Source organism: Enterococcus sp. SB12, assembly GCF_030910025.2.
Classification (GTDB): Bacteria; Bacillota; Bacilli; order Lactobacillales; family Enterococcaceae; genus Enterococcus_B; species Enterococcus_B faecium.
In genome coordinates this window covers 467,560-488,505 of sequence record NZ_CP175675.1, presented here as the reverse complement: position 1 = coordinate 488,505, position 20,946 = coordinate 467,560, and the positions used below count along the sequence as shown (strand labels likewise).

21 protein-coding genes and 2 pseudogenes are annotated in these 20,946 nt (G+C 37.6%); 3 read left to right on the top strand and 20 right to left on the bottom strand.

The annotated features are described in order from the left end of the window. Nucleotides 1-11: 11 nt before the first annotated feature. From RBL01_RS02340 to mazE, 9 genes and pseudogenes are all read right to left on the bottom strand, one after another. Nucleotides 12-878, bottom strand: a complete 867-nt coding sequence (locus tag RBL01_RS02340; protein WP_307780818.1) for a GRP family sugar transporter — start codon at nt 876-878, stop codon at nt 12-14. An 88-nt stretch (nt 879-966) separates the two neighbouring features. After that, nucleotides 967-1,992 (bottom strand): two-component system sensor histidine kinase SapS, encoded by a 1,026-nt coding sequence (gene sapS, locus RBL01_RS02335; protein ID WP_002327427.1) that lies wholly within the window; start codon nt 1,990-1,992, stop codon nt 967-969. 17 nt (nt 1,993-2,009) lie between these two features. Beyond that, nucleotides 2,010-2,684: a two-component system response regulator SapR gene (gene sapR / locus RBL01_RS02330; protein WP_002291233.1), complete on the bottom strand. Its 675-nt coding sequence runs from the start codon at nt 2,682-2,684 to the stop codon at nt 2,010-2,012. Between the two features lie 180 nt (nt 2,685-2,864). Beyond that, entirely contained in the window at nt 2,865-3,761 is an 897-nt protein-coding gene (locus tag RBL01_RS02325) for a class C sortase (RefSeq protein WP_002352497.1), read from the bottom strand. Nucleotides 3,762-3,834: 73 nt separating this feature from the next. After that, nucleotides 3,835-4,077 (bottom strand): annotated as a pseudogene (locus RBL01_RS02320) (LPXTG cell wall anchor domain-containing protein); the annotation flags it as partial. A gap of 130 nt (nt 4,078-4,207) precedes the next feature. Then, a pseudogene (locus RBL01_RS02315) lies at nt 4,208-5,369 on the bottom strand (IS3 family transposase). A gap of 269 nt (nt 5,370-5,638) precedes the next feature. Beyond that, nucleotides 5,639-5,824, bottom strand: coding sequence for a hypothetical protein (locus RBL01_RS02310; protein WP_002304207.1), 186 nt, complete (start codon nt 5,822-5,824; stop codon nt 5,639-5,641). An 849-nt stretch (nt 5,825-6,673) separates the two neighbouring features. Beyond that, nucleotides 6,674-7,015 (bottom strand): type II toxin-antitoxin system PemK/MazF family toxin, encoded by a 342-nt coding sequence (locus tag RBL01_RS02305; protein WP_002286801.1) that lies wholly within the window; start codon nt 7,013-7,015, stop codon nt 6,674-6,676. After that, the gene (gene mazE / locus RBL01_RS02300) at nt 7,015-7,245 is read right to left on the bottom strand and encodes a type II toxin-antitoxin system PemI/MazE family antitoxin (RefSeq protein WP_002323011.1); all 231 of its coding nucleotides are present in this window, start codon (nt 7,243-7,245) and stop codon (nt 7,015-7,017) included. Before mazE ends, RBL01_RS02305 begins: the two co-directional genes overlap by 1 nt. A 294-nt stretch (nt 7,246-7,539) precedes the next feature. Here mazE and RBL01_RS02295 point away from each other — a divergent pair, with 294 nt between their 5' ends. Then, a complete protein-coding gene (locus tag RBL01_RS02295) occupies nt 7,540-7,878 on the top strand; it encodes a hypothetical protein (protein WP_002306002.1) in 339 nt (112 codons plus the stop codon). Nucleotides 7,879-8,082: 204 nt separating this feature from the next. On the opposite strand, the gene RBL01_RS02290 is transcribed toward RBL01_RS02295, so the two are convergent. From RBL01_RS02290 to RBL01_RS02250, 9 genes are all read right to left on the bottom strand, one after another. Then, nucleotides 8,083-8,658 carry an SOS response-associated peptidase gene (locus RBL01_RS02290; protein ID WP_002352505.1) on the bottom strand — a complete coding sequence of 192 codons (576 nt, stop codon included), beginning with the start codon at nt 8,656-8,658 and terminating at the stop codon, nt 8,083-8,085. Between the two features lie 364 nt (nt 8,659-9,022). Further along, nucleotides 9,023-9,604 (bottom strand): TetR/AcrR family transcriptional regulator, encoded by a 582-nt coding sequence (locus tag RBL01_RS02285; RefSeq protein ID WP_038809688.1) that lies wholly within the window; start codon nt 9,602-9,604, stop codon nt 9,023-9,025. Between the two features lie 182 nt (nt 9,605-9,786). Beyond that, nucleotides 9,787-10,413 (bottom strand): cysteine hydrolase, encoded by a 627-nt coding sequence (locus RBL01_RS02280; RefSeq protein WP_002286816.1) that lies wholly within the window; start codon nt 10,411-10,413, stop codon nt 9,787-9,789. Nucleotides 10,414-10,434: 21 nt separating this feature from the next. Beyond that, the gene (locus RBL01_RS02275) at nt 10,435-11,763 is read right to left on the bottom strand and encodes an FAD-containing oxidoreductase (RefSeq protein ID WP_002327434.1); all 1,329 of its coding nucleotides are present in this window, start codon (nt 11,761-11,763) and stop codon (nt 10,435-10,437) included. 158 nt (nt 11,764-11,921) lie between these two features. Next, on the bottom strand, nt 11,922-12,323 hold the full coding sequence (locus tag RBL01_RS02270; RefSeq protein WP_002286825.1) for an organic hydroperoxide resistance protein: 402 nt from the start codon (nt 12,321-12,323) through the stop codon (nt 11,922-11,924). Nucleotides 12,324-12,408: 85 nt separating this feature from the next. Beyond that, the gene (locus tag RBL01_RS02265) at nt 12,409-12,615 is read right to left on the bottom strand and encodes a hypothetical protein (protein WP_002293677.1); all 207 of its coding nucleotides are present in this window, start codon (nt 12,613-12,615) and stop codon (nt 12,409-12,411) included. Nucleotides 12,616-12,709: 94 nt separating this feature from the next. Next, on the bottom strand, nt 12,710-14,212 hold the full coding sequence (locus tag RBL01_RS02260; protein ID WP_307780912.1) for a phosphomannomutase/phosphoglucomutase: 1,503 nt from the start codon (nt 14,210-14,212) through the stop codon (nt 12,710-12,712). Nucleotides 14,213-14,229: 17 nt separating this feature from the next. Then, entirely contained in the window at nt 14,230-14,685 is a 456-nt protein-coding gene (gene argR, locus RBL01_RS02255) for an arginine repressor (RefSeq protein WP_002286829.1), read from the bottom strand. 97 nt (nt 14,686-14,782) lie between these two features. Continuing rightward, nucleotides 14,783-15,400: a GyrI-like domain-containing protein gene (locus tag RBL01_RS02250; protein WP_002325134.1), complete on the bottom strand. Its 618-nt coding sequence runs from the start codon at nt 15,398-15,400 to the stop codon at nt 14,783-14,785. Nucleotides 15,401-15,620: 220 nt separating this feature from the next. On the opposite strand from RBL01_RS02250, the gene RBL01_RS02245 reads away from it, so the two are divergent. Further along, entirely contained in the window at nt 15,621-16,994 is a 1,374-nt protein-coding gene (locus tag RBL01_RS02245; RefSeq protein WP_002293681.1) for an MFS transporter, read from the top strand. Nucleotides 16,995-17,068: 74 nt separating this feature from the next. Continuing rightward, complete coding sequence (locus RBL01_RS02240) at nt 17,069-18,181, top strand: NAD(P)/FAD-dependent oxidoreductase (RefSeq protein ID WP_002327436.1); 1,113 nt, start codon at nt 17,069-17,071, stop codon at nt 18,179-18,181. A 71-nt stretch (nt 18,182-18,252) separates the two neighbouring features. Here the strand turns inward: RBL01_RS02240 and RBL01_RS02235 are convergent, their stop codons facing one another. Then, on the bottom strand, nt 18,253-19,890 hold the full coding sequence (locus tag RBL01_RS02235; RefSeq protein ID WP_307780911.1) for a phosphoenolpyruvate carboxykinase (ATP): 1,638 nt from the start codon (nt 19,888-19,890) through the stop codon (nt 18,253-18,255). Between the two features lie 167 nt (nt 19,891-20,057). After that, nucleotides 20,058-20,666 carry a LysM peptidoglycan-binding domain-containing protein gene (locus RBL01_RS02230; RefSeq protein WP_002286836.1) on the bottom strand — a complete coding sequence of 203 codons (609 nt, stop codon included), beginning with the start codon at nt 20,664-20,666 and terminating at the stop codon, nt 20,058-20,060. Nucleotides 20,667-20,946 lie beyond the last annotated feature (280 nt).

The window sequence follows — 20,946 nt, the reverse complement described above, 5'->3', positions numbered from 1 at the left end:
GAAAACAGCGATTAAACTGTTTTCATATACCCTAAAAGGATACCACCTAAAATGACTAAAAGGCAACCAACAATAACATAAATGAGCTCTTTTTTCGTTTTTCTTTCGCCAAGGATGAAAATCCCACCTAAAGTAGAGATAATGATCCCCATTTGTGAAAGTGAGAAGCCAACAGCTAAACCAAGTGATTTGACTGTTAGAAGCATGCAGATGTTTCCTAAGCCCCATAATAATCCACAGATCATGTTTTTCCACACAAACTGATCGACTTTAACTTTACGGAAAGCAAAGAAGCTTGCGCCTAAGATCATTCCGATACTTTGAGGTAAGATAATTGACATCGCATCCAAATTCGCCCAGTTGACGATGATGGTATATACACCATAACCAATCGTAGAGAAGATCAATGCTCTAAAACCCTTACCAAAATCAAGCATTTTATTATCTGTATCTATTTTTCCTTCGTCATCTTGTCGGGCAGTCAAATACGCACCGCTTACAAGAAGAGCTAAAGCAATAATACCGTATACATAATCTTTCGTTTGTGTCCATTCATGGAAGAAAATGGCTCCCGCAATCGTATTCAAAATTAATTGAAAACCAGTAGACAATGGTAACCCTACAGAAACACCCATGTACTTCATTCCATGGAACTGTCCATTTTGTCCAACACTCCAAGCTAAGCCGGATAAAAATCCGATCAAGAAAATCCAAGGGGTGATTACAGGACTAACAACGAAAAAGACAACTAAAGAAAACAGAAATGCACCGATCGTCATTCCTAGTGTTTGTTGATTGGCATCGCCACCAATTTTACCACTTACTAAACCAATACTACCCCATGCCAACATAGGGACTAATGCTATTAAAATTTCCATAACCAATCTCCTTTTATTTCACATGATAAGAAACTTATCAGCGAAAACGTTAACAACACAAGCACTTTTTTTCGTTTCTAACGATTTTCTAACGTTTTTCATTATAAAAATTTAAGATTGGGAAAAATAAAGTCATTGTTGTCCCTTTTCCTTCAGTTGATTCAGCCGTCAAATGGATACCTAATTTTTCGGCCAGATTTTTTGCTAAATAAAGTCCTAATCCTGTTGAATGTGTTTTGCTAAGTCGACCATTTCTCCCAGTAAATCCCTTATCAAAGATCCGTTTCAAGTCTTCCGCTGGGATACCGATCCCTGAATCTTTAACTGAAAGGCTGACTCCTTGTGCTTCCTTTTCTATGCTCACAATAATGTTTCCGTGATCCGGCGTATATTTGATGGCATTACTAAGCAATTGGTTGAAGATAAAAGCGATCCATTTAGCATCGGTCAAAACAGTATGATCCTCACCAACAATCTCGTAGCGAATATTTTTTTGGATAAAATAATTTGCCTGACTGCGTATCACAGGCTGAATGATTCCTTTTAGCCTATATTCTTGGATGAGGTAGTCCCGCGAAAAACTGTCTAGTCTTGCATAATACAAAACTTGTTCTACGTATTCATCGATTTTTGATAATTCATTTTCTAGTAATGTATACTTTTGATCGTCAATATCGAACTCGATCGAACGAACTAGCAATTTAGAAGCGGAAAGTGGCACTTTGATTTCATGGACCCATGAGTCAATATAATCTTTTTGGTCTTGTTGATTACTGATTGCTGATTGCATTACTTCTTGGTGTTCACGGATCAGCTGATTGATATATTCTTCTACCAGTTTTTCTTCTTCTGTTCGTCCACCGCTCAAATAGTTTTGCAAAGGGGAAGTTTTTTGTATGTCGGCTAATTTTCCCCACCATCTTCTCTTGCTCAAGTAACCACCCAGCAGATAAAAAATCAGAAAGACGCCCTCAATCAAAGCTAAATAAGCAATTGTGCTCAAATCAACTTTGATGTTTGGCGCCAGCCACATCACAAAGATCGTCAATGCAATAAAAAACAGCCATCCCAAGATCAATGTCCACTGATCTTTCAAATATTTAAAAAAATTCATCTTAACCGCTCATCCTTTCAGGGAACGATATATCCCTGTCCTACTTTTGTTTCGATATATCCTTGGATACCTGCCTGTTCGATTTTTCGGCGTAACCGATTGATGTTGACTGTCAATGTATTGTCATCTACAAATCGTTCGTCATCCCACAGTGCTCGCAGCAATTTTTCCCGACTTAAGATCTTTCCATTGTGCTTCATCAAAATAAATAATAGACGATATTCATTTTTGCTCAAATCAATGATCTCTCCGTTGATTTCCATACTTCCGTTGTCAACATTCAACGTAATGCCATTGTGGCTCATCATTTCACTAGATAATTCTGTGTAGTTGTAAGAACGGCGAAGTAATGCATTGATTTTTGCAATCAGTACATCGATTTGGAAAGGTTTTGTCACAAAATCATCTGCCCCCATGTTCATAGCCATGATCATATCCATATTCGTATTCCTGCTGGAGATAAAAATGATCGGTACTTTCGATACTTCACGTATTTTTTGACACCAATAATAGCCATCCAAAACGGGAAGATTAATATCTAGTAATACAAGCTGTGGTTCTTCTCTTTCAAAGTCTGAGAACACTTGATTGAAATCGGTCGTTCCAAAGGTTTCAAATTGCCATTTCTCAAGTTCCTCCATGATCAATTGTCGAATGATCTCTTCGTCTTCGACTACCATGATTTTTGCCATAAAAAATCCCTCCATCTTTCTTCTTGCTACTACAATATCAAAGAAGCCCTTGTGAAACAAGTTGGCTTACCTGGAAAATGTCATTTTAGCAAACGTTAAAAAAAACTGGAAATATGCGATTTAATCGCTTTTGTCTTTTCAATACAGCTTAAATTTATTATGTTATTCTTAACAATTGGTCTATGATCTGTTATTTTTCCTTAGTTGTTTTTGTCTTTTAAATTTCCAATAACACCAATAACCGAAAAGCGTTAGCACTAGCAATATACCTAGAAGGAGTATAAGTAATCGATAAAGATGGTATTTTTTTGTCTGTTCTATCTTTGAAGAGACTTCTTCTGTAAAGGGAACTCGCCTTCCTGTCACTAGTAATCGGTGAGTGTTCACGGTGTAAGGTGTACAAGTGATAAGTGTGACTAGATCCTGCTTTTCTCTGATTGCTAATGTATTTGTTTTTGTTGGAAGGACAACAATTTTCTCAACGACTTCATAAGCGAGCATCCGACCATACACTTCAAGATAGAATCGGTCATCTTGCTCCATTTCTTCAAGATCCGTAAAGAGTTTTTTCTCAGCAATACCGCTATGGGCGGTAATCACGGAATGTGTACTCTCTCCTCCAGTTGGAAAAGAGGTGCCTTGCAGGACTGTCGCTCCTCTATCTAACAAAAGATCATTCGTTTCATCAAATAAAGGCAAGCTAACATTGATTTTCGGAATATAGATTGCTCCGATCATATGTTGTTCGTAGTATTCTTTTCCTGGATTTCGGACATTTCTAACCGCTTGCTCAAAAGGATCTTTGACTTGTCCCATTCCTGGGATTACTGATGTATGAGCAAGCGTCTGATTTTTCTTTTCATGCACTGCTAATTGTTGCTCATGTTTTTCTTCTTTATCGCGTTCAAGCTGCTTTTGATAATTCTCGATCCTTCTTTGATCCAAATAATTGCTGAGAGCATCTGCTAAAAATGGATATGTAAAAACTGCAGCTCCGGCAAGAAACATCACTGCCATAAATAATTGTAATAAAAGACTGATTTGGGTTTGAGGTCTATTACCTGTTCTCTTTTTCATTTTCTTCACCTTCTTATTTAAAAAAACTGCAGCAATCGGTTTTATAAAGGTTGCTGCAGCTTATTTTTGTTGCTTATACTTCAGACTTCATTTTAAATTTACGGTACCAGCTGTACGCTCCAATCATCAAACTTATTCCGATTAGTAAGAATGCCAAGAGCCCGTTCCCACCAGTAGCAGGAAGTGACCCGCGTTTCATATTCGGTACTCTTTCTGGCCCTGGATTTTCTACTCCTACGATCTGAATTTCTTCATTATAGCTTCCATAAGAGATGATAAATTCAGTAAAGGCTGCCTCACCTGTTGGAAGTACATAACTGGAATGGCAACAGTTTTTTTGACAAATTTTATAAGGTGCAGAACTTCTTTCCGTATGCTATTCCGATTGTCCTTGACAATGAGCCTCCTCGGATGTGACGATCTTCGGCAGGAGCTAACAGTTAAAGTTAGACTGCCTCGCTAGCGTTAGCACATCCGAGCTCATTATCAAGGATTCGCTGCGCCAATCTCTGGTTACGGTAACCAACCGGTGTCTCGTAGCCAAGTGTACCGTGCAACCGAAGGTGGTTCCACCAATTGACATAGTCAAATAACTCCAAATCCAATTGTTGTAAGGTTTCAAATGTGTATTGATAGACAAATTCTACTTTCAACGACTTATAAGTTGATTCAGCTACGGCATTATCAAAAGGACAGCCTTTATGACTCAATGATCGATTGATGTCAAAAGTTGTTAATAATTCATCAATAGCTTGGTTATCAAACTCTTTTCCACGATCAGTATGAAAAATCTCAACCTCTGTCAGAGGTTGTTTGATACGGCTAAATGCTTTTTTTACTAGAACGGCATCTTTATGTTCTCCACAAGAATAGCCGAGAATTTCTCGATTGAACAGATCCAAAATGAAACAGACACAATTCCATTTTTTCCCGACTCGTACATAAGTCAAGTCTGTTACGATCGCTTCTAATGGGTTGTCTCTTAAGAATTTACGATTCAATACGTTTGTCGTTTTGGCTTCATTGCAAGTAGAATGATGTACTTTAAAATAAGCAACAGTATAGCTCGATTTTAATCCTCTATTTTTCATGATTCTACTAATTTTTCGTCGGCTGATCTGAATGCCTCGTTTTGATAAGGCTTTTTTATTTTTCTTGAGCCGTAGGCCTTTCGGCTGCGGATAAATTCTTCAGCGACTACTTCTTCAAGTTCTGATTCGTCTTTCTTTGGTTTTGATTGATAATAATAGGACTGACGTGATAGACCTAATATTCTGCACATCGCTGATATAGGGTAAAGATGCTTATTCGCATCGATTACTTGTCTCTTCGTCCGAATATCAGCGCTGCTTGCTTTAAAATATCATTTTCCATTTCTAATTGCTGGTTTCTTTTACGTAGTTCTAACAATTCTTTTTGTTCAGGCGTAAGATTATCTTTTTCTTTGAATGAACCACTCGTTTTAGATTGCTTTACCCATTTGTCAAATGCTGAAGCCGTTAGTTCATATTCTCGAATGATTTCTACACGTGGCTTTCCAGCTAAGTAAAGATTGACGATTTGTTGCTTGAATTCTTGTGAAAAAGTTCTTCGTGTTCTCTTAGACATAAAAATTCCTCCTGGTATGTTTTCTTCTAGTCTACACACCTTAATTTTTCTGTCTAGTTAATTGTAGCCTATCCAAAATAACAGCTGAAAAGATAGGACTTACTCTTAGTAAAGTATCTGAACTATTAATTTTTAAACTATCATTTTTATCCTCAACTACATACATATCTGTTGCAACTTCACTTTCTGTCTCATCCAGATAAATGATTAAGGAATCGGGAATTGCAATATCTTCAGCTGACGCTGGAATAGTTGAGCCAAATTAGTCATCATATCTTTATTATAAAATAACCAACAGCAAAAAATACAATGAAAAACAAACTTGGAACTAATGTATCATTAATAAATGTTGAAAAATTCAGCAACTCATTACTGTATGATTTTAGCAGCCCAACCAACATATACCCTATAAAAGCTAATAAGATGGTTAGGAATCCTTTAGAATTTTTACTCATTCATAAACACTTCCTTAAATAGCTTTTATTATAGAAGGTATTGTAAATAATAATATTGACAAAAAGTGACTCAAAATAAAAAAAACCTTACATTATACTGGAATGAACTGTATTGATAGTGTACCTAAAAGCTCTACTGACATAAGATCGTGTAATCGGTAAAGTAATTTTATTAATTATACGGGATGTAATCAATTAGAGAATAAACTAATCATAAAAGGTACTTTTACATTCATAATTGTCGCTTTGAGATTCTACTTTGGTTCACTATCTGACCCAATTGCACATTTTCGAGCATTACAAGTATTGGTGTCGTTAGAACAACTAAATAGAAACTAGCGGTAGATTTTTCAGAATCTATGCTAATTTCTGTACGGATGTTCCAGTGATGGCAAATTTCTCTTTTCATTGTTTTTCTTGTCGCATGATATGCCTTTTTGTGTTATTCAGTTAAACTATAGAAATTCTTTCCTAGACAGATCTTGATCCCAAATTTTACGTTTTTGAGCATCGATATAGTTTAAAATGACATTACTCATATCTAAAGAGTTTAGATTTTTTAGGACTAAAACTGTCAGTTGTTCTTTTTCTTCTTTCTGTTAAAGTATTGTCGCGACTTTTCGTATACGTTAAGATATGTCGTGAAAAAACAAGTTTTGTGACACAAAAAAACGAATGACTTGAGGAAATCACCTCAATCATTCGTTTAAAATGCTATATATTCTTTAGTTTAAGATACGGAAATTAATCCCATCGACCACACTAGTAGAATGAACGACATTTACTTGGCCTTTTTTTAATTTCGTTATGTTTAGCATATAAAAATATTATAGAGTTTACTTACAATGCTTAAAACATATACTGTATAATCTGATCAATTTTAGCCATGTCTTGCAATGGTAAGTTTTCTATTTTTTTGAGTTTTCGTTCCTTAAAATCAAGAGATTTTAATTGTGTAATAATTACTTGTCCTTTTATATCTAGCTCTTCAGGTAATGAGTAACGTGTCGGTAAATTCTTTATAGTGGAAGTAATTGGACATATGACCGAAAACATTGTTTTACGGTTAAATTCATAACGAGAGACGACTAGTCCTGGTCGTCTTTTTTGAATTTCTTTTCCTACTGAGGGATCAAAATCAATCCATACAATATCACCTTTTTTAGGAATATAAATTCTTTCTTCTGACACTATAAAATTTCTCTCCCTTCAGGAGTTAAATCTTCCCATTCGTCTTTCTCATAATACTCGGCCTCTTCCCCACCACTAAATGGATCTTCAATTTTTGGAACTAACGTAATTGTTCCATCATCAGAATACACAACGATATATTCTTGGTTTTCTGAAGGTTTCTTTCCGTTATCAGAAGGTAAAGTTACCACTACAGAACTTCCTTGTAATCTAGATTTTGTAACAAGCATTATCATCACTCCCTTAATAAAAGTATACTATATAACACTAAGTAACGCAAAATTCCCCTTTGTAAACTATCTAGAAAATTGTTTTGTTTAAAGTATATCTTATTGGATATAAATAGAAATAAATTGTAGCCAGTTCATTTTTTCTTTAAATAAAAAAATAATCCAAGAAACATTGAACCTATGGATCCAAAGCTACCCAAATACTATAGCTAACTCCCCGCTACCTTCAATCTTGCAGATAAAACGCTTTGGAAAAAAATCGAGAAAATCGCAAAGACGACAGGCCATCCTATCATGCCTGATTATAAACAAAAAGCTGGCTATTCCTTTTGCTCTGACAAATTTCAATTGGGAAAGTTCACGAAACTAGCAGGTGAAGAAGTTTCAACTGTTCGGATTAAAGAATGCCCGATTCAAATAGAAACGTTGGTTCAACGAATTTCAACTAGAGAAGACTTTGCTATTGTAGAATGTGAGATCGTAGCTATTTTTGTAGAAGAAGGGATTTTACATGATCCAACTCATATCAATGTGGATAAATGGCAACCTCTTATCTATAAACTCAGAGAATATACAACTGCCAACCAGTCGTTAAGTTTGAATTTTAGATTCCAAGAATTCAAAGAGTCATAATGATAAACATCGTTAGGTATAAATAAAAAAGACTCGCAGAACGAGTAAAAAACAAATAGAAGCTATACCTTAGAAAGGTCGACTGTGACTCTATAGATGCAGTATATGCAGCTTATGAGCATTTCTTCTGTTCTCTTTGTTTTTGGGATCTGTGCTGAAGTCTTTTTCGTTTTTTGCCGCTCTTTCTTTGAAAAATCGATTATGTTATACCTTCTCCATTACTAATTCAGGCATCTGTTGAGTAATGATTTTTCGCGCAAAAGAAACATCTGTTACCCAAGGTTCGATTTGTTCTTCAGTCAAGACAAGCGGCATTCGGTCATGGATTGGTGCGACTGTGCGGTTAGGTTCAGTAGTCATTATGATTGATTCTGCCATTTTTTCATCCTGATGGCTACGATAAAAACCGCCAATATACACTATTTTTTCCTTATTTGAAAACATAAATTTGTCTTTTTCTTCATTCCACTCATAAAAGCCACTCATTGGGAAAACACAACGATTTTGCAAAAATGGTTGATGAAAGGTCTTTTTTTCTTCTACTGTCTCTGCACGGGCATTAATCATCAATTGTCCTTTTTTAAATCCGGTAAATCCCCACTTCATGATTTCCGGAGTGAGGATGTTTTCTTCCTCTTTTCTTAACGTCACAACAAGATTTGACGGAAAAACTTCTCCAGCTGCTAATTCTGCTGCCTGCTCCGGTTGTTTCGTCTGGGCTTCTCGATAATAATTCTGAAGGAGCTCTGACTCTAGATCAAAAAAATAACGACCACACATCCTAATCCCTCCCAATCTTTTTTTCTATCATACACTGCAACAAGAAGTTCGTACCAACAAAACGCTTTCAATTTGTGTAGAACTAAAAAAGTTGTGACAAGTGACAAACTCTCCAGTGAATGGTATTCTCCTGCCAACTCCTCGGTCACAAGTCACAATATTCAACAAACATGAGAAGCTGCTTTTTGAAATTGTTCCTTGTGACTCGGAGTGAAACGGCAGGCTTACGACCTCTGGGTAAACGGTGTTCCAGAAGTAGCTTCTTCGAAAAATAAGCCGAAATTTCACAAAAATTTGAGAAGCAATTTTCGTAAATTCCTTCTTATTTCTTGAAGCTGACCACTTCTGTCACAACCTCTAATTATTAAAGAACCTTTTGCGAAGTTAACAATCTTTCTTTGATCAATTGAAAATTTTGTCTAAGTAGTGATAGATCCTGTGTGACTTTCAACAATAAGATACTTCCCTGGATTTCAGCAATCAACGCTTTGGCTTGACGGTATGCTTCTTCATCGGACAGTTTTTCTTCAGAAAGTGCCAGGATATTTTGTTTCGTATACTTGATCCATTGATTGACTAATTCTAGTAGCAACAGACGGTATTCTTCATCCACTGTACTCAACTCAATAATCAAATTACCTACAGGACAGCCATGATAAGTGATCTGTGTCTCATGATCAGCAAAAATCCAGTCCAACATTTCTTCTAATGCTTCTTCTGGCTGTTTTCCAGCATTTAAGATGTCTTCGAACAATTCTGTCTGCCACACGACCATATGCGCATGGATCACCGCTAGACAAACTTCTTTTTTTGAAGAAAAGTAATAATAAAATTGCCCTTTCCCCGTCTCAGAAGCTGCTAGAATATCTCGGATTGACGTTTCATGATAGCCTTTTTTATAAATAAGATCTTTGGTCGCTTCCAAGATCTTTTCCTTTGTTTTCAATGATATTCTCCTTTTTCATTTCTCATAGTCCTATATTATACAATAAATTCATCATTTTTTCTTCTTAATCGTTTAAAAAAGACTGTGCCAAATTATCTGACACAGCCCTCACTATAAAACTGTTCTCATATAGCTAGATGTTCATTGATTCAAGAACTGCGAGGACAAAAGCAATTCCTATCTTATGATAGTTGCTCTAATACTTCCTCTGTTGTCATCACTTGATCTGCAATAAAGCCAAAGTTCGTCAACGCTGCATCCATTGCTTCTTGACCAGGAGCACCAATTGCATCTGTCGCTACCACAACATTGAATCCACTCTCTACCAATTCACGCATATGGGAATCGCTACACAAGTTTCCGTTCATTCCACCAAGAATCACTGTGTCGATTCCATTTTTTCTCAATTGGAGCGCCAAATCATTGCTTTCTGGTCCAAAGATTTTATGAGGAGAGCTGATAATCGTATTTTCATCCAAATATGGTTTCAATTCTTCGATGAAATCAGCTCCTGAACCTTCTTCAACTGATTCATATTGACTTTTCCTAGCAAACATCTGTTGCTCAAGCATCATATGTTCTCCTGCACCGCCAAATTGCCATTTATGGTCATGTGGGTAAAAATAATGAGGAGAAATAAAGAGTTTGTATCCTTTTTCTTTTGCTTGTTTCACCATTTCGATCATGTTTTCGATCGTATTGTATTTTTCTAAGATATCTTTTGTCAAACCAAAGCCACCGCCTGCTGGTTTCAAGAACTCGACTTGCGGGTCAGTGAGAACTACTGCTGTATTTTTATTATTGAACATGGTGGATTCTCCATTCGTTATTTATTTTAATACATCATTTAAAGCTTCACTCATTGTTGGATGAGAATAGATTTGATCTCTCAATAACGTATAAGGAAGTTTTCCATTCATAGCTAGCGAAATCAAGTTGATGACTTCATGAGAATCTTCCGCATAGATACTTGCCCCTAGAATCAAGTCAGTTTCAGGGTCGACTAAAACTTTGAATACACCTTTAGGATCTTCTAATACTTGTGCTTTAGGGACACCGCTTGTCATATACTTGAATAATTTGTAATTGACGCCTTGTGCTTTGGCTTGTTTTTCTGTTAAACCTACATTGGATAAAGTCGGAGTGATAAATACACTGTAAGGCACAGCTTTCCGGTTATTCGTTGTTCGTTTATTCTCGCCCTTCAACTGATCCATAATGATTCGATAATCATCTAGAGAGATATAAGTGAACTGCAATCCGCCTTTGACGTCTCCAATCGCCCAAATGTTGTCTGCATCTGTACGAAGGTATTCATCCACAGCGATTGCTCCGCGATCTGTTAGTTTAACATCTGTATTTTCTAATCCAAGTGATGCTGTACTTGGTTTTCTTCCAGTTGCAGCCAAAACTTTTGACGCTTGGATTGTTACTTCTTGGCCATTTTCTGTAAAGGTGACGGCAGCTGTTGATTCTTGGTCTGCTACTTGATCTACAGATACACCTAGATGGAATTCGATTCCCGCATTTGTCATGTCTTCTAAAATCATTTGCGCGATATCTTCATCTTCACGAGGAAGAAATTCAGGATGGGCATCAAGAACGACAACTTTAGATCCGTATTCATTGAACATTGATGCAAATTCCAAGCCAATATATCCAGCCCCGATGATCACTAATTTTTCCGGTAATTGTTCCTGATCCATCGCTTGCGTAGAATCAATCAAGTAGCGACTTGTATTCAATCCTTTGATTGGTAAAATGATTGGTTCAGAACCAGTATTGATGAAAATCCGTTCGCCTTCAACAATCACTTTTTCACCATTATTCGTCACTTCGATTTGATGGTTAGAAAGAAAACGTGCTGTACCGTCCATCACTGTCCCAGTTGCCTCATCGCTGATCATATGATAATTTTTGGCGCGAAGCATGCCCGTCAATTTTTCTTTCCGAGCAACAGCCTCTGTAAAGTCGATTCCTCTTTCTCCATTGAAAATCAATGATTTAGAAGGAATACAGCCGATGTTGATACATGTTCCGCCATACATACGTGTTGACTTTTCAACGACTAAAACCGATTCGCCTTTTGAAGCTAACGCCTTCGCTAAAGTCTTACCGCCCTTTCCAAAACCGATCACAATATTTTGATATTTTTCCATCCTTTTTCCCTCGCTTCTTTTTTTACCTACCGATTGGTATAAAAATATGATAACCGATAATTGTCTATTCTCCAAATCATCTGCTTTATTTGTCAAAAAAAACCAGACAAAAAGCGGTCCTTTCACGTTTTTAGTCTGGTTCGATTTCCTTTATTCTTCTAAACAATCGTTACTTCTACATCGATATTTCCTCTAGTTGCTTTGGAGTAAGGGCAGAATTCATGCGCATCTTCTGCAATTTTTTGGGCTTCTTCTTCGCTGATGCCATCGATATGCACTTCTAATACTACACCGATCTGATAGCCGCCATCATCTAAATTATAAAGAGAGACACGTGCTTTTACTGTGGACTCTGCTGTCATTCCTGCTTCTTTGATCATATGTTGTACCGCCCCATTGAAACAAGAAGCATAACCTGCTGCAAATAATTGTTCTGGATTTGTTCCTTCTGCATGGATTCCTGGAGGAGTGATTTTCATATGCATCGAGCCATTTGGTGCCTCGACTTCTCCATTGCGCCCGCCATGGTTGATCATTGCTGTTTCGTATGCTTTTTTCATTGTACTGCTCCTTTCGATTGACCATTTGCTACTTGGCTATAATTATAGTGTATGACAAGTAAGGCGCTTTCTACAAAAATTCTGCTTATTCGAATACCAGAATGCCGTCTTCTACTATTTTTCCAAAAAACAAAAAAATACTACTCGTGAACAACAGCGTCATATTTGTTCCAAAATAAATAGCAATCTTTTCTACATAATCTTTTATATGATTGATTTTAAGATACATATATACCAGAAAGTTGACCCCATAAACCAATACTGTTAAAAAAATAACCATATTCGTTACCATTTTTTCCTCCTTTTGCTGGTCTCCCTACCAGCACTCGATTTAACCATACCACTTTTTTTGCCGTCCAAGCAACTAGCCTTTCAAAAAGACTGGTTTATTCTGCTGTTAATGATTCAAGATCAGAAAAATGTCCGAATAATTTTGCTAATTTTACTAACGCCAACTTGTTCTTTCCGAATTCATCATTTTCTATCTGTAATACTAGTAACGGCTCATGTAAGCTTAAACGGATCAAAAACCAGCCGTTTCCGTATGGCTCTTCTAGATCATACCGAATACCTTCTTCATTTTCCGGGTCGAAGTTCATCCCTTTTTCTTCTTCCAACAGTCGCTTCATTTCTTCTAATATCTTGTTTCCTTGTTCGCGTGGTTCATCGCTGAACAATTTTAGTCGGATTTCTTGTACTTCTACGGGCTGTTTCAACTCTTTGATTTGTTCATCTAATGTGATACCTTTTCTTTTTAATTCTGGCAAAAGCATCAGGATCTTTGCGATGACATATGCACCATCATCCAGAAAATAATTTTCCTTGAATGCAGCGTGTCCGCTTGTTTCGATGGCTAGCTGTGTATCTTTCCCAAGACGGTTAAGTTCTAATGCTTTATTGATTACATTTCGATAGCCGGAAATATAACGAACTTGGATGCCTCCTTTTTCTTCAATGAATCTTTGTAGATGAGAAGAAGTAGGGGAATTCGTCACGATTCTTGTTCCTGGATGCTCTTTTAATACGATTGTACTTAATACTGCGATCAAATTATTTCGATTGATCACTGTTCCGGAAGCACTGACAACTGCAGAACGATCCACATCTGTATCGAAAATGATCCCAAGATCTGCTTCATTTGCTAAAACAGCCTGCTTGATACTTTCCATCGCTTCTTTATTATCAGGATTTGGGATATGATTAGGAAATCGGCCATCTGGTTCCAAAAATTGGGAACCTGTTGAATCCGCACCTAAGCTATTCAATACTTTTTCAGCAAAGAATCCACCAGCACCATTTCCGGCATCAACAATGATTTTCCAACCATTTAGTGGTTTGCTTTCTAGTGTTCCAATCCTCTCTTTAATTTTTGCGACTAAATCTTGCGCATAAGGTGTCAACAGGTCTGCTTTTTCTACGCTTCCAGTTTGTTCGCTTTTTATTTTTTGCTGCTGTGATAGGATAAAAGCAATATCTTCTTTTTCTGCTCCTCCTTCTGAGGTAAAGAATTTTATTCCATTATAATAATAGGGAAGATGGCTAGCAGTCAGCATAACCGCAGCATCGCACGAGAACTGTTCAAATTGAGTGGACATAAACATAGCAGGCGTAGTAGCTAATTCGAAATCGATGACATGTATCCCTTGTTCTTTCAGACTTTGGATCAACGCCTCTTTCAGTGCTGGTCCGCTTATCCTACTGTCATGACCAATCCCAATCGTCCATTTTTTATTTGGATTGGTTGACTTCTTCTTTTTCTTTATCCAGTTTGCTAGTCCCCAGCCGATCTTTTTTACCATGTCTGTCGTCAAGTTTACTTTATAACCTTCAACTGGTAATGCGATTCCTCGAATATCCGATCCATTTTGTAGCGCTTTCATATCTTTCATATAAAAGTCCTCCTCATTTATTCCCTCATTTTTTCCAGCTTTTCTGCAAATCGCTGTGCTTCTTCTTCTGAGCGGCAAATAATAATGAATGTATCTACACCGGCCATCGTTCCGACAACTTCAGGGTAAGCCACTTCATCTAGCCAATTCGTTACCACATCGGCACCATTTCGTTCAGTCAATACGATGACCATGAACTGAACAGACTGGATACGCAAAACCTCGCGTCTAATTGCTGTACGCAAACGTTCTTCATTTAAAGAAACAGATGGCTGGTTAAATAATGTATAGCGTACTATTTTGTTTTCATTTTGACTTTTTACTAATTTCATTTCTCGAATGTCTCGAGAAATCGTTGCTTGAGTCACATCGGCGCCTGCTTCATGCAGCCGCGCAAGCAGCTCTTCCTGTGTCCCAATAGGTTGTTCTGTAATGATCTGGCGGATCAGTGCTTGTCGCTGTTTCTTTTTCATATTAGACACCTCTCAATGTTGATTATAGCAAAAGATAAGTAATATTTCTTCATATTTTGGTATTTTTTACTTTTATTTTTTGTTTTCATTCAGGTTGCTAACCTTTTTCTATTTTAACACGCAAAATCGTCTTCATTTTTTCAGGTGCTGATTTTCTTGGATCGCTGATGTAAATCTCTTTGTGTTCTTTAGAAGCTCTTTCATAGCCTTCTTTTGCGATGAATGCTTCTAATTTCTCAAACGTTGCTGGTTCTTCGTCATAGGGCCCGACGTGTAAGATTTGGGCACAAAGACCTTCTTCCATCTTTTTGAATACTACTTGTTCTTTCAAGTCTTCCGGAAGTTTGCTAGAACGCTGAATGGCTTCTTGTGCTATCGCTTCTGTAACAAAGTCAGGCTGTCGGATCATCAATTGATAAGAAAAATGTTCTTTTTTCATCACTGGTTCATGCAAATACTTTTCTTGCAGTCCCCATTGTCCTTCCAGTGGATAGACAGTATACATCTGATAATCAGGAATCAGCCAATTTTTTTTAGGCGACATGCGTATTGCATAGCTGACTGCATATAGACAGGCTACTCTTCGTTTAAAGTCTTCCTGATTCGGGTCGCCGATCCCTCTGATGCTAAAGAATGGTTTTTTAGGAACCTCTAGTATTTGCGGGCTTTTTTTCATACTATAGCTCTTGTCTTTACGCCATTCAATTTTTTCCATTTTTCTTCCTCTGCGAAATTCCATTTAATTATTTATTATCATACCTCTTTTTGAGTGACTTGGCTAATCGTGTTGACACTATTTTTCAGTTTGTGCTAGAATAAGTTAAGTAAATAAATCGTACAGATAACACGTTTCGGCGTGTCGAGAGAGAGGCGGTTTCTATTTTTATAATAGAAATCACTCTCTTTTTTTACGAAATTTTTTAGAGGTGATGTAAATGACAAAACAAAAACAGCTGCTTTTAGTACCTGCAGTAATTGCAACAGGGATGATGTCTTTTGCGGGCGTATTGATCGAGACGGCCATGAATGTAACTTTCCCAACTCTTATCAGACAGTTTGATTTAACGACTGCACAAGTCCAATGGGTAACAACGATTTATCTTTTGATGATTTCGATCATTGTTCCGCTGTCTACTTATTTGAATCGCAATTTTAGTCTCAAAAAACTCTTTTTAGCTTCAAATCTGCTTTTCTTGGCAGGTATAATGATCGATTTCTTCTCTCCTACCTTCATGGTCCTATTGTTTGGTCGATTGCTCCAAGGTGCAGCGACAGGTATCGCTCTTCCGTTGATGTTCCATATTATCTTGACATTTGCCCCCCTCAATCGACGAGGCGCGATGATGGGTGTCGGTACTTTGACAACGGCCATTGCTCCAGCAATTGGTCCCACTTATGGAGGCATTATGACTTCACATTTTACATGGAATCATATCTTCCTGTTTCTTGTGCCCGTTTTGATTCTTTCTTTGATTATCGGCTGGTTTGCTATTCCCGAGATGGCAGTACAAAAAAGTGGTTATTTGGATTGGATAAGCGTTTTAGGAATTTGTCTTTTGTTTAGTGGAAGTCTAACATTTTTGAGTACGTTGGGAACAGTTTCCAGCTGGATTGCTTTAATCATCGGCGGTATTGGCTGGTTCCTTTTTTACTATCGAAGTAAAAAAGTGGAGCATCCGCTGATCCGACTGTCTATTCTTTCAAATAAAACATTCCGCTTGTTTTTGATTGGCTTCTTAGTTTATCAGTTTTTATTACTTGGTGTATCTTTTGTCTTGCCGAATTTCCTTCAGATCGTTCAAGGAAGTAGTCCTTTTGTCGCTGGATTAGCGATGCTTCCCGGCGCAGCGGTTGGTGCTTTGCTTTCTCCTTTTTCCGGGAAAATGCTGGATCAATATGGTCCGAAGAAGCCAATTTTTGCTGGGCTGATTCTTTCTTTGATTGGTTGGCTAGCATTATTCCTACTCATAGGACACGCTTCAGTGGGTGTATTGATTGCTTGTCATGTGTTTTATATGATCGGTATCGGATTATCTTACAGCAATATGATGACCACCGGAATGAATGCACTGAATGAAGAACTACAAGGAGACGGGAACGCAATGTTCAATACCTTGCAGCAGTTTTCTGGCGCTGTGGCTACTTCATTAGTAGCGGTCATTATCAATTACGTCCAGCATCATACTTCCCATAACTATGAAGTGTCTACTACATTAGGATCAAAAGCAGCATTAGGCGTCTTGTTGCTGTTGCTTCTCGTAAGCTTTGCTCGATTCGCCTATTATCTGTTCTTTGCTAAAAAAGCGTAGATTCCATATACGGCAGGTGTTGCATCTGCCGTTTTTTTGTGTGAAAATGGTTGTTTGTAAAAGGAGGCTTTTTTATGGAAAAAATTGCCATTATCGGTGGCGGGATCATTGGTATGACCCTAGCCAGTTACTTAGATACATCAAAATTCAATGTTGCTTTATTTGATGAAGGGACAGGACAGGCAACTAAAGCTAGCGCTGGGATTATCTCCCCTTGGTTGTCGAAACGCAGAAACAAACAATGGTATCGTCTGGCTAAAGACGGCGCTGCTTTTTTCCCTAAACTTATAAAAGATTTCCAACTTGATCAAACGATTTACGCACAATCAGGGACACTTTTGCTTCGACCTGAAAAAGATTTAGCTGAATTGGCTGTTCTTGCCGAGAAACGAAAAGAAGAAGCGCCAGAAATTGGAAACATCGAATGGCTTTCACCTGAACAGACATCTCAAGCACTTCCGTTATTGAAACCAGCAGTTTCACTGCGTATCAGTGGTGGTGGTCGTCTGGATGGAAAAGCATATTTAGAACATCTTGGTCAGCGTTTAGCACAAAAACAAATGGAGCAGATCCAGGCAAAAGTCACTTTGCATAAGAAGAGCGATTCTTGGCTCATCAAGGGACCGTTTGGAGAATACACAGCTGATCGTGTAATTTTGACACCTGGCCCGGCACTTAAGCCTTTATTACAAGAATTAGGCTATGCTGCAGATATACGTCCGCAAAAAGGGCAGCTCTTAGCATTTCAGACATCTTATAAGATGAGTCAAGACTGGCCTGTTGCTATGCTTGACGGAGAAGCTGATTTCATTCCTTTCATGGATGGAAAGATCCTTTTAGGTGCTACCCATGAAAACGATCAAGGCTGGGATTTGGCTCCTACTAGCGAAGCTTATAAGGGATTGACTAAGAGTACAGAACAGTTCTTGACTGATCCAGATCAGATAAAAAACTGGCCATACGAGTTCCGTGTAGGTACCCGTGCTTATACGTCAGATTTTTCCCCATTTTTCGGCGTACTGACAGATGATCCAAGCTTACTGGCTGCTAGCGGTCTAGGCTCTTCTGGCTTGACCACAGGTCCTTATATCGGCTATCTATTAGCCAACTTCTTAAATACTGGTCATTGGCCTACGGAAGATTATCAAAAGGACATCTCCACCTATATTACGAAAAATCCATCATAGAAAAACAGCTTTTTCAAGTAAGGATCCCGAGCGATATTGCGCATGGATTACTTCTTGAAAAAGCTGTTATTTTAGTTCAATTTCTGAATCAAATTCTCCAAACTTTCTTTTGCTTCATCTGGCAAGAGATCTTTTCCTATCTGAGCTTCAATGAATCGTAAACGAATATCAAGTCGTTGTTTCACCAGATTTTTATAGGACGTATCCTCAAAAGAAACAGGAAAATCTGGTATAGGTAAATAGTGGATGTCTTCAAATGGACCAAACGACTTGAATTCTGCCGTTTGTTGCACGATTCTTTCAACGATTGACAATGTCGTTTCAGGTTTGATTTTTTTATCATCGAAATATCCAGTATTCAGGACATAGCAGGCTGTTTGCTGTTTCAAAAACAACTCTCGAAAAGCTTGATAGTCTTCCCTAAGAGGATAGACACGGAAAGGATTAGCAAATGGTTCAATGACTAGCTCATCTAGCTGTCTTTTTGTAGTGATATTTTCCGCGTCTGATCGTTTTGTTGCTAATGTTGCACCAAAAGACGCTGCTAAAACTGGGTCATTGATCTTGATAATTGGCGGAGGCGAATCATCTTTCATGATCCAAAAAACAGCATCGATCTTTTCGCTAAGATGATCGACTCGGTCGGGTGTCGCATAACGTGATTCGACTGTCCGCCCATTTCCGTTTCGTATATCTCCTGTTACTAGGACTTTTTCTCCTTTACTTGTACATGTCACGCCCACATTCTGACAAGTAAGGAAAGAAGAAATGGCCGGATCATCAGACGGATAGTCTTGTGTTTTATCAAAGTAAGAAGGTTCCAAGGCAGTAGCAAAACCATTTTTTCGAGAAATAACGAAAGCATCGTCATGCAAGATCGAAACAGAGTGACCTTCCGTATGTTTTGCTAAGGTAATCGTTGATTTTCCAGAACCGGACAACCCAAATACAGCCATCGTATAGGTCTGGTCATTACTAGCATATTGTTTCATCCCACCGTGGCAGGCAATAAAACCATTGCGATTTCCCAATGCCCAAGCAAGCGTCAAAGTCGCTTTTTTTAATTCTCCAAAGTAACGTAATCCTAGCACAGCCGCTGTATTATGGAGAGCATCAAACAAAATGAGTCCATTGGGAAATGTTTCATGTGTCCACTCGGGATCACAAAAGATATAAAGATCTCCCTCATCAAAGGAAACAGACTTTTGATAAGTCTCTAAGATCTTCGAATTCGCTGGCTGAAAATTCAGCAAATAAGAATACAAATTGTTCTCAAATCCTTCTGGAATCAGCAAATGACTTTGCACAGAAAATTCTTCAGATAGGCCAACGATTACTTTTGTATGGTAAAACTGGCGCTTGCGACTTTGATACACAGCTTCTCTTAAAATTTTCTCGTATTTGCTTTGTTCCTTGTCTAAGTCCTCAAAGATCCGCCGAGCACTTGCTGTTCTTCCCACAATGTTTCCATCATTGAATACTAGTGTCCTGACATCAGCTGGTAAATCTAGTTCTTCAGCATGTGAGATTGTTAAATCTGCGATGATCGTTCCTGGACTCCCTTTTGCTAGTTGATAAGCTGTCTTCCTGTCAAAAACTTCATGAACATTATTACCGTAAAATGTCGTTTCTACAATCGATCGAATACTGGATAACAGTGGATTTCCACTTGTGATTTCGTTTAATTCGAGACTCTCTTTTGTACTCATGGCTCCTCCTCATTCCCTAAACAAAAAAACGTTTTCTTTATTATACATTATTCGAGTTTTTATTTGTACTGCTGCGCTGTGGGAAGCAAACGAGTTATTTTTCACACAAAAAAACCGAGAACTTGAATAAACAAGTTTCTCGGTTTCATCATTTTCCTTTTATCGGCTTAGTACCAGCCGTTTGCTAACCAGAATGTTTTAGCAGCATCCCATGAACCATAACGAGATGTTACATATTGTTCTGCTACACGTTCTTGATTGGCAGCTGAATAGTCGCCGTTTAAGTATGAAGCATCTAATTGATAACGGCCGATGTAACGTCCGTTAGTAGCTGTGTATGAACCGCCTGATTCTTTTTGTGCGATCCATTCTTTTGCAGAGCTTGAAGTTGGCGCTGTTGCAGCAGCTGGGGCAGCAGGAGCTACTTCAACTGTTTCAACAGGTGCAACGTATGTATGTTCTTGCGTTGCTGTTTCAGTTGTAGATGCTGTATTTTCTGTTGTTTTGTTTTCTGTTGTTGCTGAAGAATCATTTGAAGTTGGGATTGTTAATTGTTCACCAACATAAATGCGGTTGATGTTTGCGATCGAATTTTTTTCAGCAATTGCATCGATCATTGAGTTGTCTCCTGCAAATTTTTGTGAGATCTTAGATAATGAATCACCTGATTTTACTGTATAAACTTCATCAGCGTGAGCATTTGTAGTTCCTACAAACATTGCAGTAGCACCAGCAGCAAAAGTTGTACCTAAAACAATTTTCTTAAATGAATTCATATTAAACTCCTTTTTTTCTCCGTTTTTTATTCTTTCAACGCTATTAACTTTATCATTTAGAAATATTTCATAGGTAAAAGAATCATGACATTTAATGACAAAATGACGAATTATTTAATATTTGTAACATTTAAACAAATATTTTTTTGATACAAAACCATAAAAACCTTGTTGTATAAGCAAAGTAATCGTTTTTCTATGTTTTTTTATTTTTGAATGAAAAACGCAGATTCTGTAACATTCACTGCAATAATCCATAAAAAAAAGCAAAAAAATTTTT